13 protein-coding genes are annotated in these 13,961 nt (G+C 70.9%); 6 read left to right on the top strand and 7 right to left on the bottom strand.

Annotation, left to right across the window (positions count from 1 at the left end; translation table 11 throughout):
- Positions 1-6: 6 nt before the first annotated feature.
- From Dfulv_RS40880 to Dfulv_RS40865, 4 genes are all read left to right on the top strand, one after another.
- Complete coding sequence (locus Dfulv_RS40880) at positions 7-1,005, top strand: permease (protein ID WP_259859178.1); 999 nt, start codon at positions 7-9, stop codon at positions 1,003-1,005.
- The gene (locus Dfulv_RS40875; RefSeq protein WP_259859177.1) at positions 1,002-1,766 is read left to right on the top strand and encodes a TIGR03943 family putative permease subunit; all 765 of its coding nucleotides are present in this window, start codon (positions 1,002-1,004) and stop codon (positions 1,764-1,766) included. The genes Dfulv_RS40880 and Dfulv_RS40875 overlap by 4 nt, the downstream gene beginning before the upstream one ends.
- Positions 1,767-2,498 carry a histidine phosphatase family protein gene (locus Dfulv_RS40870; RefSeq protein ID WP_259859176.1) on the top strand — a complete coding sequence of 244 codons (732 nt, stop codon included), beginning with the start codon at positions 1,767-1,769 and terminating at the stop codon, positions 2,496-2,498.
- 133 nt (positions 2,499-2,631) lie between these two features.
- Positions 2,632-3,129, top strand: coding sequence for a hypothetical protein (locus tag Dfulv_RS40865; RefSeq protein ID WP_259859175.1), 498 nt, complete (start codon positions 2,632-2,634; stop codon positions 3,127-3,129).
- 4 nt (positions 3,130-3,133) lie between these two features.
- On the opposite strand, the gene Dfulv_RS40860 is transcribed toward Dfulv_RS40865, so the two are convergent.
- Positions 3,134-4,138: a class I SAM-dependent methyltransferase gene (locus Dfulv_RS40860; RefSeq protein WP_259859174.1), complete on the bottom strand. Its 1,005-nt coding sequence runs from the start codon at positions 4,136-4,138 to the stop codon at positions 3,134-3,136.
- Between the two features lie 83 nt (positions 4,139-4,221).
- Here Dfulv_RS40860 and cobF point away from each other — a divergent pair, with 83 nt between their 5' ends.
- Positions 4,222-4,971: a precorrin-6A synthase (deacetylating) gene (gene cobF, locus Dfulv_RS40855; RefSeq protein WP_259859173.1), complete on the top strand. Its 750-nt coding sequence runs from the start codon at positions 4,222-4,224 to the stop codon at positions 4,969-4,971.
- Between the two features lie 160 nt (positions 4,972-5,131).
- Here cobF and Dfulv_RS40850 read toward each other — a convergent pair whose 3' ends face one another.
- Both Dfulv_RS40850 and dusB read right to left on the bottom strand, forming a co-directional pair.
- Positions 5,132-5,908: a zf-HC2 domain-containing protein gene (locus tag Dfulv_RS40850; protein WP_259859172.1), complete on the bottom strand. Its 777-nt coding sequence runs from the start codon at positions 5,906-5,908 to the stop codon at positions 5,132-5,134.
- Positions 5,909-5,959: 51 nt separating this feature from the next.
- Positions 5,960-7,087 (bottom strand): tRNA dihydrouridine synthase DusB, encoded by a 1,128-nt coding sequence (gene dusB / locus Dfulv_RS40845; RefSeq protein WP_259859171.1) that lies wholly within the window; start codon positions 7,085-7,087, stop codon positions 5,960-5,962.
- Positions 7,088-8,663: 1,576 nt separating this feature from the next.
- Between dusB and ppdK the strand changes: the two genes are divergently transcribed.
- The gene (ppdK, locus tag Dfulv_RS40840) at positions 8,664-11,315 is read left to right on the top strand and encodes a pyruvate, phosphate dikinase (protein WP_259859170.1); all 2,652 of its coding nucleotides are present in this window, start codon (positions 8,664-8,666) and stop codon (positions 11,313-11,315) included.
- Positions 11,316-11,366: 51 nt separating this feature from the next.
- Here the strand turns inward: ppdK and Dfulv_RS40835 are convergent, their stop codons facing one another.
- From Dfulv_RS40835 to Dfulv_RS40820, 4 genes are all read right to left on the bottom strand, one after another.
- Positions 11,367-11,738 (bottom strand): hypothetical protein, encoded by a 372-nt coding sequence (locus Dfulv_RS40835; RefSeq protein WP_259859169.1) that lies wholly within the window; start codon positions 11,736-11,738, stop codon positions 11,367-11,369.
- A 134-nt stretch (positions 11,739-11,872) separates the two neighbouring features.
- Positions 11,873-12,340: a roadblock/LC7 domain-containing protein gene (locus Dfulv_RS40830; RefSeq protein WP_259859168.1), complete on the bottom strand. Its 468-nt coding sequence runs from the start codon at positions 12,338-12,340 to the stop codon at positions 11,873-11,875.
- Positions 12,341-12,392: 52 nt separating this feature from the next.
- A complete protein-coding gene (locus Dfulv_RS40825) occupies positions 12,393-13,334 on the bottom strand; it encodes a MarR family transcriptional regulator (protein WP_259859167.1) in 942 nt (313 codons plus the stop codon).
- Complete coding sequence (locus tag Dfulv_RS40820; RefSeq protein WP_259859166.1) at positions 13,331-13,684, bottom strand: hypothetical protein; 354 nt, start codon at positions 13,682-13,684, stop codon at positions 13,331-13,333. The genes Dfulv_RS40825 and Dfulv_RS40820 overlap by 4 nt, the downstream gene beginning before the upstream one ends.
- Positions 13,685-13,961: the final 277 nt, after the last annotated feature.

The raw sequence follows: 13,961 nt of genomic DNA, 5'->3' as shown, positions 1-13,961 counted from the left end.
CTCCCCGTGACGCTCACCCAGCAGACCGAACCACCCGCCGCTCCTCCCAAACGGGCGCGGCGGGTCGGCTCCGTCGAGGTGCTCGCGGCACTGCTGGTGGTCGTCGTGCTGCTGCGGGGGCCGATCACCGACGCACTCGCCGCTCCGGCGTTGCAGACCTGGCTGACCGTCTTCGTCTCGGTGATGACGCAGGCGATCCCGTTCCTGGTCTTCGGGGTCGTGCTGTCAGCCGTCATCGCGGTCTTCGTCCCGCCCTCGTTCTTCGCCAAGGCGCTGCCCAGGCATCCGGCGCTCGCCGTGCCCACCGCGAGCGCCGCGGGTGTGGTGCTGCCGGGCTGCGAGTGCGCGTCGGTGCCGGTCGCCGGGGCGCTGGTCCGGCGCGGGGTCACGCCGGCGGCGGCGTTCGCGTTCCTGCTGGCCTCGCCGGCGGTCAACCCGATCGTGCTGGTCTCCACCGCGGTGGCGTTCCCCGGCCAGCCCAAGGTCGTCGTCGCCCGGGCCGTCGCCAGCCTGGCGGTCGCCTGCCTGATGGGCTGGCTGTGGCAGGCGTTCGGCAAGGGCAGCTGGCTGCGCATGCCGCAGCGGCCGCACCTCGACGGCATGGCGAAGTGGCCGGCCTTCTGGGCCTCGGTGCGCCATGACGTGCTGCACGCGGGCGGGTTCCTGGTCATCGGCGCGGCGTGCGCGGCGGTCATCGCGGTGGTGGTGCCGAAGGAGTGGCTGGCGCAGCTCGCCGCCAACCCGGCGGTCGCGATCCTGGTGCTCGGGCTGCTGGCGGTGCTGCTGTCGATCTGTTCGGAGGCCGACGCCTTCGTGGCGGCGTCGCTCACCCAGTTCTCGATGACGGCCCGGCTGGCGTTCATGGTGGTCGGTCCGATGATCGACCTCAAGCTCTTCGCCATGCAGGCCGGCATCTTCGGCAGATCCTTCGCCCTGCGGTTCGCGCCGGCCACCTTCGTGCTCGCGATCGGAGTGTCGGCCGTGGTCGGAACGGTGCTGTTGTGAACCGGCAGGCGCAGGCGGTCGTCCTGCTGCTGGTCGGGGGAGCGGTGCTGCGCGCCAGCCTCACGGGCCAGTACCTCAACTACGTCAAGCCCAGCCTCCAGCCCTATCTCGTGCTCTCCGGCGCGATATTGGTCCTCGCCGGGATCTTCACGTTGTGGTTTGAGTTGAGGCCCCGCCCGGCCCCCGCCGGCAAGGCCGACGGCGACGGGCACGGCCACGACCCGCACGCCGGTCACAGCGACGACGACGGGCACGGGCACGGAGTGGGCGGGCCGAGAGTCGCCTGGCTGCTGCTCGCGCCGGTGATCGGCCTGTTGCTGGTGGCCCCGCCGGCACTCGGGTCGTATGCGGCGGGCCGATCCGGGTCGGCGCTCGTCGCGAAGTCCGACTTCGCGCCGCTGCCGGCGGGAGATCCGGTCAAGCTGACGATGCTCGACTATGCGTCGCGGGCGGTGTTCGACCAAGGGGTGTCGCTGGGGGAGCGGCGGGTGCAACTGTCCGGGTTCGCCATGCACGGGCCCGAGAGCTCGTGGCTGCTGGCCCGCATGATGGTGAGCTGCTGCGCCGCCGACGCCCGGCCGGTCAAGGTCGCGCTCGGCGGTGAGCTGCCCGGCGGGCTGGCCGAGGAGCAGTGGTTGCAGGTCACGGGCAAGTACAGCGGCCGTGAGATCAAGGACACCGTCAATGGGGAGACGATCCCGTTCATCGAGGTGTCGGAGGTCACCTTGATCCCGGTGCCGGCAGAGCAGTACGAGTCTTAGATGGACCTTGTCAGCCCCTCCCTCCTGGTGCTCATCCGGCACGCCGAATCAGCCCGGAATCAGGCGAAGAAGGGCAGTGTGTACTTCGCCGACGACGCGGCGCGGCAGGTCGTCCGCGGAGTGCCCGACCACCTGATCGAGTTGACGCCCGACGGGCGCAAGCAGGCCACCCAGACCGGACACGGGATCCGGGAGCGGTTCGGCACGTTCGACTACGTCTACACGAGCGGATACGCGCGGACGGAGCAGACCGCCGAGGACATCCTCAGTGCGTACGGCTCGGATGAACGACAGCAGATGAAGGTCAAGGCCGACCTGTTCATCCGTGAGCGCGACCCCGGCTTCGCGTATGACATGACAACCGCGGAGGCGGAGGCCGCGTTCCCGTGGCTGAACGAGTACTGGCAGACGTTCGGCGGGTTCATGGCCCGGCCACCGGGCGGGGAGAGCCTCGCCGACGTGACCGGGCGGGTGCACACGTTCCTCAGTGACCTGTTCCGCGAGCGGGCCGGGCAAAAGGTCATGATCGTGACGCACGCCGGCACGCTGCGCTGCTTCCGGTTCCTGCTGGAGGGCTGGAGCTACTCGCAGGCGCACAAGTGGCCCGACGGGCAGTCGCCGGCCAACTGCGGCGTCACGACGTACCGGTCGGCGGGTGCCGGACAGCCGCTGGAGTTGGTGGACTACAACCAGGTCTACTGGACGGTCGGGTCGGCCACCGACGGCATCTGACCCCCGCCGCGGCCGGCGTCCGTTTGCTGGTCATCGCGGCGGTTCATACCGTCGGATGTGTCGGGCGCGGGCTGTTGGTCGGCCGTCCTCGACGTGCCGTACTGTCTCGGCAGACGTCGATGATCGGGGCGCGATGGAAATCAGATTCACGGTCCCGCCGGACCCGGTGCGAGCGCGACGGCAGGTGCGCGCGACGCTGCGGAGCAAGTTCCGCAAGCTGTACGTTCTGGGCACGCTGCTTGTGATCGCCGGTGTCGTCCTGCTCGTCGGGGGCCACCCCTCCGGTTATGCCCCGCTGGCGGCCGGCGCCGCGGTGCTCGGGTTGCCGTGGCTGCTCCCACGGGCCGTCGCCAAGGCGCGGACCGGCCTGTTCGCCGAGACCGCGACGTATGAGCTCACCGACGACGAGGTGCGCGCCAGGACACCCAGCTTCGGCATCGGCTACGGCTGGGAGGCGGTGAAGCGGGTCGACGACACCGACGGGTTCTGGGTGGTCGTCGTCGGCAACGGCGCCGGCGCTCTGGCCCTGCCCTGGAAGCTGCTGCCCGAGGCGGACCGCGACCGGGCGCGGGCGTTCCTCGTCGCCCGTGGCCTGCTCAAGGCGGAGGTCCCCGTCCGAAACGCGAGGTAGCGGATCAGCGGCGGGTAGCCAGGGCGAAGAAGTGGCCGGGAGCGTCCTCATAGCGGATGAGCTCCCAACCGGCACGGCCCGTCGCCCCGGCCAGCGGCCCCTCGGCCAGCGGCTCATCGGGACGCAGGACACGACCCTGACGGGCGGCCAGCGCGGCGCGGCCCGACGGGTGGAACAGCACCAGGCGGCCCGCCGGGCGGGTCACGCGGGCCAACTCGCGCAGGCCGGCGTCGGGGTCGGGCAGGTGCATGACGAGCCCGGCCGCGAAGACGGCGTCGACCGTCGCCGCGGCGAGCGGGAGCCGGCGCGCATCGCCGAGGACCAGGGCGGCACCCGCGGCGCGGGCAGGCTCCCGGGCGACCGCCAGCATCTGTGGCGTCAGGTCGATGCCGAGGACCGCGCCGGCCGGGCCGACAGCCGCACGCAGTGCCGGGAGGGCACGGCCCGTGCCGCAGCCGACGTCGGCGACCGTGCCGCCCTCGGGCAGCCCGGCCCGCTCGACCGCGGCCGCATAGGCGGGCAGGTCGGCGCCGAACTTGGCGTCCCAGGTCGCGGCCTTCGCGCCGAAGAACGCCCGCGACTCCGTGACGTACCACCGGTGGACGTCGGCGAGCCGGGTGTCCACGTGCCGCACCACCGGCCACTCGGGATCCTGCAGGTCGACGACGACGTCCGCACTCTCGCCACGGCTCCCGTCGGCCGCGTGCCGGTGCCGCGAGGTCCGCAGCCAGACCACCACCCGCCAGCCGCCGCGGGGAGGACGCGCCCGCCACTCGGGACCATCCGCGACCGCCACCGCGCCGCCAGACGACGAGGCGGCGTCCAGCGCACCGCCGGAAGTGCTGCCGGGCACGCGGTGACACGGGCGGCCCGCGGCGCGGAGCGCGTCGGTGAGGCGGTCGGCGACGGCGGTGGTCTGTGCGTCGGTGCCGTCCACGACCACGGTGGCCGGTCCGGGCGGGACCACGCCGGCCAGAAACTGGAGCACCTCGGTCCACCGCTCGTTCATGACTCCATCATGCAGATGCGCCACCGCGACGACGACCGAGACGCGGGAGCATCCGGCCTGACCTGGTCGGGTAGCGTCACCGCATGCGCAAGGTGTTGGTCATCGGGATCGGAGCCGGGGATCCGGAGCACGTCACCATGCAGGCGGTCACCGCGATGAACGCCGTCGACGTGTTTTTCGTCCTCGACAAGGGGGCCACGACGGCCGACCTCACCGAGGCGCGGCGGGCGATCTGCGAGCGATACGTCACCGGGCGCGAGTACCGCACCGTGACGCTCGCCGACCCGCCCCGCGACCGAGTCGCCGCCGACTACCAGGGGGCCGTGCGGGACTGGCGGGACGAGCGGGCCCGCATCCTCGAGGAGGCCATCATGGCCGAGCTCGGCGAGGACGGCGTCGGCGGGATTCTCGCGTGGGGCGATCCGGCACTGTACGACGGGACGATCCGCATCCTCGAGACGATCACCGCGCACGGCGAGCTCGACTACGAGGTGATCCCCGGCATCAGCAGCGTCCAGGCGTTGGCCGCCCGTCATCGGGTGGCCCTCAACCGGGTCGCCGGCCCGATCCACATCACCACCGGGCGCCGTCTCGCCGCGGGCTGGCCCGAGGGCTGCGACGACGTCGTGATCATGCTGGACGCCGACCTCGCCTGCCGCGCGTACCGCGACCAGGACATCGACATCTACTGGGGTGCCTACCTGGGCACGCCCGACGAGTTGCTCATCGCCGGCCGTCTGGACAAGGTGATAGACCAGATCGAGTCGGTACGGCGTGAGGCGCGCGCCGGCAAGGGATGGATCATGGACACGTATCTGCTGCGGCGGGTCTAGGGCCTGTTTCGTAACTGGGGTCGGAGCGAGGCGGGGTCCAGATTTCGTCTGGCGTCGCCCCGCGGAAGTCCGGCTACCGGTGTTGTAACCGGGCTTTCGCGGGGTGGCGCCAGACGAAATCTGGGCCCGCCGCAGCCCGGCCTCAGTTACGAAACAGGCCCTATGCGGCCTTGCGGTCGCTGCTCGGCGCCATGGCCTGGCCCTGGATCACGCGCAGCCGGGCGGGGGCCGGGGCCGGGGCGGGCTCCTCGTCCAGCGCCGCCGGGCGGCGCCAGCGCCAGGGCGGTCCCTGCCGACCGGCGGGCGGGCGCCCGGGGTCGAGGCCGGGGCGCGACAACGCCAGCACGATCACGTAGCCCGCGAGCACAAAGGCGTGGCTGACGATCCGGCTCGTCTCGACCCGGCCGGCGAGCAGGTCGTTGGTGCTCAGCAGCGCGAGCAGGGCCACAAACGCGGTGAGCATCGGCAGTGCGCCCGCCGGGGTGGCCCGCCGGGTGGCGATCCAGGCGAAGCCGGCGCCGATCGCCACGTTCCAGGCGGCGGACTCGTGGAAGACGTGCCCGGCGTCGTGCACGTGGGTCGTGGTCGCGGCGGTCGCGGCCTGGGCGATGCCAAGCACGAACTGTGCGGCGCCGAACACTCCCAGTAGGACACGGAGCACCTGTACCAGCTGCCGCCGGTTGCGGTTCTGCTGCTGGTCCTGCTGGTCCTGCTTTTGCTGTGACGCGGTGAATCCGGCGAGCAGCCGCTCGGCAGGCAGCGGGGTGGCGACGACGGGTTGGAGCCGCACCAGCCGGGTCACGGCCTGTGCGTCCCGCTCCCACTGCCGGCATGCGGCGCATCCTGCCAGGTGGGCGTCGACGAGCCCGGGTTCGATCGGTTCGTCCTCGCCGTCGAGCCTCGCCGACAGTGCCTCTCGGTACCGCTCACACTCCACGGTTGGATTGTCGCCGGTACAGCGCCCAAAGTTCCACGCCGTGGGACCGGATCAGCCGCCGCTGTCGTCGAGCTCGGCGCCCTCGGGGATCATGTCCGAGTCGCGGTCGGCGAGCCAGCCGTCGGGCAGGACGACCCTGCCCGGGGTGCCGGTGCGGCCCCGCGGCTGGCCGAGGATCTCGCGCGGGAACGGCGCGGCGTGGTCGAGCTGGGCCAGGAGGCCGGCCAGTTCGTCGAGCGATGACGACATGGCCATGGCACGGCGGAGCTCGCCGCCGACGGGGAAGCCTTTGAGGTACCAGGCGACGTGCTTGCGGAAGTCGGTCACGCCTTCGCGCTCGGAGCCCAGCCACTCGGTCAGCAGCTGCGAGTGGCGGTGCATCAACCGTGCCACCTCGCCGAGTGACGGCAGCGCCCGCTCGGGGCGGCCGGCGAAGGCGTTGGCCAGATCGGCGAAGAGCCACGGGCGGCCGAGGCAGCCACGGCCGATGACCACGCCGTCGCAGCCGGTCTCGGCCATCATCCGCAGGGCGTCGGACGCCTCCCAGATGTCGCCGTTGCCGAGGACCGGAATGTCGAGCGCGGCCTTGAGGGCGGCGATGGCGTCCCAGTCGGCCTGGCCGGAGTAGCGCTGCGCCGCCGTCCGGGCGTGCAGGGCGACCCAGGCGACGCCGGCGTCCTGGGCGATGCGCCCGGCGTCAACGAAGGTATGGTGGTCGTCGTCGATGCCGATGCGCATCTTCACGGTGACCGGCAGCCCCTCGGCGGCCTCGACCGCGGAGCGCACGATCGACTCGAACAGCCGCCGCTTCCACGGCAGTGCGGAGCCGCCGCCGCGGCGGGTCACCTTCGGCACGGAGCAGCCGAAGTTCATGTCGATGTGATCGGCCAGGTCCTGATCGACGATCATTTCCACGGCCTTGCGGATGGTGGCAGGATCGACGCCGTAGAGCTGGACGCTGCGGGGCCGCTCCTCGACCCCGAACGTGATCATGCCCATCGTCTTGGGGTTGCGCTCGACGAGGGCGCGGGTCGTGATCATCTCGCAGACGTAGAGCCCGGCCCCCTGCTCACGGCACAGCTGTCGAAACGCGACGTTGGTGATCCCGGCCATGGGTGCGAGCACCACGGGCGGATCGACCGTGAAGGTTCCGAGCTGCAGCGGCACGCTTCTGAGCATGGCATGCCCGCACCGACCGCCCCAAACGACTTGCGATCGACCCGTCGACGGGTGACGCCCTTCATGATCACGGAGACTCGGTTTTCCGTGGTCATGAAGCAGGCCGGCGGCTCATCCCGGGTCACAGCATTCGGCCAGGGCCGCCCCGCCGGCCGCAGCTGCTGCGGAGGCCGGCCGCAACTGCGGCCAGCCCCGGCCGCCGCGCCCATGATCGCGAACATCTCGCGATCATGGGCGCGATGGTTGAGCCTGGCCGGGTGGTACGGCTGCGGTTGGTAGATCAAGGGAAACTTCGGGCTGCCTGGGAGCCTGTTGCGTAATTCGCTGGGACAGCGTCGGCGCCCCAACTGCGCGCCGATCTTGGAGTTGTGGCGCCATGAACCTCCGAATTTGTCCGGGTTTGTCAAGGACCACAACTCCAAGATCGGCGCGGTTGTCGGGGTTGACGCGCGAGGGATCCGAATTGCGCGACAGGCTCTGGAGCACCGCAAAAGCTCCGTGATCATGAAAGCGACGGGCGGGACGCGGCGAAGACGGCGGCGCCGGCGGGTGGGAAGCCGGCTGGGCATCGCTGTTCGCGGGTGGCGCGAGTCAGGCACCGACGGGCACCGCCTGCCGGGGTGACGGGCGGTGGGTGGCGGTGCTGGGGGGTTGCAGCGACGGGGCGGCGGGCCGGTGGGGGAGTACGCGGGCAGTGGCTGGCTGGGCTGGGGGCAGTGTTGGGGGCTGTGGCTTGTGGGCGCTGGCTGGCGGGGCAGTGAACTGTGGGGTGGTGGCTGGCGGGGCCGTGACCTGCGGAGCCGTGACCTGCGGGGCGGTGGGCGGCGGGGGCGCGGGCCGCGGTTGGCGGTGTTGCGGTTGGCGGCGGGGGCGCGGGCCGCGGTTGGCGGTGTTGCGGTTGGCGGTGTTTGAGAGTGCGGGCGGTGCTGGGGGCAGTTGCGGCTGGGTGATGCTGCGGGCATTGGGTTGCGAGTGCGGGGGTGCTGAGGTGGCGGGAAGCGGTTGGTGGGGTGGCTTGGCGGGCAAGGGGGTGGATGAGGCCGGCGGCTTACCGGTCCCGGCCGCGGTCGGTCGCGGCACGGTCGTGAAGAGCGGCATGGTCGTGAAGAGCGGCCAGGTCGAGAAGGGTGGCCCGGTTGAGAAGAGCGGACCGGGTCGAGAAGTGTCCTCATGATCTGAATCCGGACTCCGGGGAAAGTTGGCCACCGGAAATGGTGAACCAAGATGGCGGTAAGCGTGTTCTCGCGGCTCCACCCCGGGTTTCACCCCTCGGCAAGGGGTTGCGGGTAGTGCGCGGAAGTGATGATTGGTTGTGCGCGAAAAAGTGCTGCAGGGTGCAGCTATACGCATCCCGAAGTGTGGAAACGCGCTGAGTGGCCCAAGTCTCAGAGAGCGCTCTCGTGCGCAAACATGCGCGTGGAATCGCTCCCAAATGCTCCGTCAATCGACGGAAATACCAATCGTTGTGCTACTCGTCACGCGGCAGTGCCGAATGCCGGAACGACGCCTTACGGTGTGCCGCACACCCCGGACCTAACGATGACTTGGGCCGCAGCGGCGAGGGTATGGAGGCGTTGTGGAGAAGTTCGTCTACGACTTCGAAGAAGGCAACCGAGGCCTCAAGGACCTCCTCGGGGGCAAGGGAGCCAACCTGGCCGAGATGACCAATCTCGGCCTGCCGGTCCCGCCCGGCTTCACGATCACCACGGACGCCTGCCGCGAGTATCTCCGGACCGGCGAGGTGTCGGCCAGGGACGAGATCGAACAGCATCTCGCCACCCTGGAAGGCAAGATGGGCCGCAAGCTCGGCAACCCGTCCGATCCGCTGCTGGTGTCCGTCCGCTCCGGGGCCAAGTTCTCGATGCCCGGAATGATGGAGACCGTTCTCAACGTCGGCCTGACCGACGAGAGCGTCGCCGGGCTGGCCGCCCAGGCCGGCGGCGACGAGCGGTTCGCCTGGGACTCGTACCGCAGGCTCATCCAGATGTTCGGCAAGACCGTCTGCGGCGTGCCCGGCGAGGAGTTCGACCACGCGCTCGACGACGCGAAGCACGCCCGGGGGACCCGCGACGACGTCGGCCTCGACGCCGACGCACTGAAGGGCCTCGTCGGGACGTACAAGGAAATTTTCCGGCGGCACACCGGAAGAGCCTTCCCGCAGGACCCGCGTGAGCAGCTCGACCTCGCCATCGGCGCGGTCTTCGGCTCGTGGAACGCGGAGCGGGCCGTGCTGTACCGCCGGCAGGAGCGTATCCCGGCCGACCTCGGCACCGCGGTCAACGTCGTCGCGATGGTCTTCGGCAACCTCGGCTCGGACTCCGGCACCGGCGTGGCGTTCACGCGCGACCCCGCGACGGGTGAGAAGGGGGTGTACGGCGACTATCTCCCCAACGCCCAGGGGGAGGACGTCGTCGCCGGCATCCGCAACACCATGCCGCTGCAGGAGCTGGAGCAGCTGGACAAGAGGTCGTACGACGAGCTGATGGCCATCATGGCCAAGCTCGAGGAGCACTACCTCGACCTGTGCGACATCGAGTTCACCATCGAGCGCGGCAAGCTGTGGATGCTGCAGACCCGCGTCGGCAAGCGCACCGCCGCGGCCGCGTTTGTCATCGCCACCCACCTCGTCGACGAGGGCGTGATCGACCTCGACGAGGCCACGAAGCGGGTCAACGGCAACCAGCTGGCCCAGCTGATGTTCCCGACGTTCGACCTGTCGGAGGAGCCGGAGCAACTGACCCGCGGCGTCGGTGCCTCGCCGGGCGCGGCGTCCGGCAAGGCGGTCTTCGACGCGCAGCACGCGGTCGCGATGGCGAAGGAGGGTGAGCAGGTCATCCTGGTCCGCCGGGAGACCAACCCCGACGACCTGCCGGGGATGATCGCCGCGCAGGGCATCCTCACCAGCCGGGGCGGCAAGACCTCACACGCCGCCGTGGTCGCCCGGGGCATGGGCAAGACCTGCGTCTGCGGCGCGGACGAGCTCGAGGTCAACGTCCACAAGGGACAGTTCACGGTCAACGGCCACGTCGTCTCCGAGGGCGACGTCATCTCCATCGACGGTACGACCGGACGCGTCTACCTCGGCGAGGTGTCCGTCCAGCCGTCCCCGGTGGTGCAGTACTTCGAAGGCACGCTCGACCCGCAGGCCGACCCGCTCGTCTCGGCGGTGCACCGGATCCTCGCCCACGCCGACGAGCGGCGCCGCCTGCGCGTGCGCACCAACGCCGACACCGGCGAGGACGCGGCCCGGGCCCGGCGCTTCGGTGCGCAGGGCATCGGTCTGTGCCGGACCGAGCACATGTTCCTCGGTGAGCGCCGTGCCCTCGTGGAGCGGCTCATCCTGGCCCGCACCGCCGTCGAGCGGGACGCGGCGCTCGATGAGCTGCTGCCGCTGCAGCGGTCGGACTTCATCGAGTTGTTCCGCGCGATGGCGGGGCTGCCGGTGACCGTACGACTCATCGATCCGCCCCTGCACGAGTTCCTGCCGCCGCTGGAGGACCTCGCGGTGAAGGTCGCCGTCGCCGAGGAGCGCGGTCAGGACCCGGGTCACGACAAGGACCTGCTCGACGCGGTGCGCCGCATGCACGAGGAGAACCCGATGCTGGGCCTGCGCGGCGTGCGCCTCGGCCTGGTGATCCCGGGCCTGTTCGCCATGCAGGTGCGGGCGATCGTCGAGGCGGCGGCGCAGGTGCCGGACGCGCGCCCGGAGATCATGGTGCCGCTCGTCGGCGCCGTGCAGGAGCTCGAGACGATCCGCGCCGAGGCGGAGAAGATCATCCACGAGTTCGACGTCGAGGTAAAGATCGGCACGATGATCGAGGTGCCGCGGGCGGCGCTGACCGCCGGTGACATCGCGCAGGCGGCCGACTTCTTCTCGTTCGGCACCAACGACCTCACGCAGATGGGCTGGGGGTTCTCGCGGGACGACGTCGAGGGGGCGTTCTTCTGGCGGTACCTCGAACTCGGCATCTTCGGCGTCTCGCCGTTCGAGTCGATCGACCGCGACGGGGTCGGCCGGCTGGTCCGCATCGCCGTCGAGGAGGGCCGCGCCGCCCGGCCGGACCTGCACTTCGGCGTCTGCGGCGAGCACGGCGGCGACCCCGACTCCGTGCACTTCTTCGACGAGGTGGGCCTCGACTACGTGTCCTGCTCGCCGTTCCGGGTGCCGGTGGCCCGTCTGGAGGCCGGCCGCGCGGCCATCGAGTCCACCGGGTCTGATTCCCGGTGACCGCAGAAGAGGCCGGGGCAATGGCGCCCCGGCCTCTTCTGTGCCAGTTTCCTAGATCTCCAGATCCTCCTCGACCCGGCTCAGCTGGTGCCGGGCGAGGGCCAGGTTGGCACGCGAGCGCAGCAGCGCCAGGTAGAGGAAGAGACCCTTGCCGGACCGGCCGGTCAGCGGCCGGATCAGGTGGTACTGGTTGTTCAGCGTGATCAGGACGTCCTCGATGCCGTCCTTGAGGTTGAGCATCTCGATCGTGCGCATCTTGGCCCGCACCACGTCGGTGTTGCCGGCGGCGGCAACGGTCAGGTCCAGGTCCTTCGAACCGCCGAGCACCCCCAGGGCCATGCCGCTGTTGTAGTCCACCAGCGCGACACCGATGGCGCCGTCAATGGTCATCAGTTCCTTGAGGGCCGTCTCCATGTCCGCCATTGCTACCTCCGTGAGTTGTGCCTGGCCGGGCGCCAGGGGCGCCGACCGATCGAAATCATTTCCGGGTGGGGGAGTAAGTAGTTCGGCTTCCACCGTCGTGCGCCGGGGCCGGCGGTGCGCGCCGCCGCCGCGGCTCACCACGGCATCGGCTCGGGTTCCGGCAGCCTGTAAGTCTCCTGCCGCAACTGCGCCTCCGGCAGTGACTGCGCGAAGCTCAGCGCTGCCGCCGCCACGACCTGGGACACCACCTGGGTCGCCCGGCGGGCCTCGTGATGCAGCCGGCCGACGTTGGCGTCGGCATCGGCGAGCAGCACCAGGACCGCGCCGTTGCCGGCCATGTACATCGCGACGTGCCCGCCGCCGCTGCGAATGACCACTTCCTGGAACTCGCCGTGCCCCGCGCTGTCGGCGATCCGCTGGCTCACGCCGAGGCAGGCCGCCGCGAGCGCCGCGACGCCCTCGACCACCACCGCCTGAGCGTCGTCGACGATGAGCAGCCCGTCGGTGCTGGCGATCAGGCAGCCGGTGATCTCCGGCACCACCTGTCGCAGCCGGCGCAGCTCCGCGAGCAGTTCCCCGCGCAGCTCCGCGTCGGTTCTCATCCGGTTGGTTCCTCCTTCGGGACACCCCTTCCGGGGCGGCCGGTTCGCGAGGTCAACGCAGCGACTGCAGCGCCGAACGGATCCGCTTGAGCAGCGTGTCGTCCGGCGCCTTGTCGATCGCACCGGGAAGCACCGCGAGGGCACTCACCCCGGCCGGGAGCTGACGCCGCGTCCCGGCAGGCGGGTCGTCGAACGTGTACGTGCCGGGCACCCGCTTCGGCAGCACTGCGCGCTCCGCGGGTTTCGCGGATGCTGTGGGTTCGTCGATGACGGGCGCCGGGGCCTCGGCCGCCGGGATCTCAACGAGTCCCGCCGCCGCGAGCCGGCGCACGTCGAGCGTCACGGCGTAGGCCGAGCGTCCCAGCAGGCCGGCCAGATCCTGCGGGGTGCGCTGACCGTCAGCGTGCAGCACGATCTCCCACTGCAGGCCGGACAGCAGCACCTGGTCGAATCCGGGCCGGAGGACCGGCACGACCGGGGCATAGTCCATCACTTCCGAGGGGTGCACCTCGTTGAGCATGCGGTGCTGACGCTCGACCTGGTCGCACAACCAGTCCGTCGCCACGGTGCCGTCCGCGCCGAGCCAGTGCTCGACGCCGGGTGCGAACCGCAGCTCGGGCCGCGGTGTCGCCAGGACGAAAAACGCCGCATCGCACAATGCCTGGAGGGCACACAGCTCCATCTCCGCCGCGGTGACGTGGCCGCCTTCGACCAGCGCGCGGGCGGGCTGGGACGGGATGGTCTCCCACACCGCCTCGGGCACCTTGTCACAAGCGATCAGCAACCGGTCGGCGCCCGGCGCGGCCGGTGAGTCGACCGCGTTGACCCGCCCGTCCCGCAGGAACACCACGCCGCCGGGCGCGCCGATGACGGTGAGCGCACCGGTGGCGCCGGCTTCGGTCAACTGGCCGAGTGCCTTCGCCGGGGTGGTGCCCTTGGCGAACCGCGGCGATCCCGGCGCGGTTCCCCGCGTCTCCGCTCCGCCGGCGTTCACGCGAGGTCGTCGGCGAGCGAGCGGACCCGGCGCCGGGCGATCGCCAGGTTGCCTTCGGCCCGGTCGAGCCAGACGTACAGGACCAGGCGTGAGTCGAAGCTCGTGCGCACCGGCCGGATGAGGTGGTAGGCGGCGGAGGTGCTGATGATGACGTCCTCCACGGCGTCGCCGGGCATGGCCGGTGCGTACGCGGCGGTCTGCATCGCGGCGTGGATGACGCTGGCCGTGCCGAGCGCCGCGGCGGACGGGTCGGCGTGCGGCGCGACGTCGCCCCGGCCACCCTCCAGGCCGAGCGTCTGCCCGGTGGTGTAGTCGATGAGGCTCGCTCCGATGGCCCCGCGGATGGTCATGGCACGTCGCAGGCAGTCATCGATCGCAGGCACAGGCGGGGTCTTTCCGTTCTGCTGACTCGGGGGGTGCGTCGGGTCCCGGCGGCGGCCGGAAGCGTGCACACCGGCAAGTTACCGTGCGCTCGTCGGTGACCTACGCCATGCGTTCGTCCATGAACACAAACCCAATCGGTCTTTGAATTTTGCAATACACACGTTTGGCTGACAGACCGGGTGAAAATCCGCTACAGTGCCGCGCTCCGCGCTCCCTCCCAGGTCACGGCGGCTCGGCTGCGAC

It is taken from the genome of Dactylosporangium fulvum (assembly GCF_025137375.1).
Classification (GTDB): domain Bacteria; phylum Actinomycetota; class Actinomycetes; order Mycobacteriales; family Micromonosporaceae; genus Dactylosporangium; species Dactylosporangium fulvum.
Note: the sequence above shows the minus strand (reverse complement) of the source record. Positions and strands in the feature narration are given on the sequence as shown.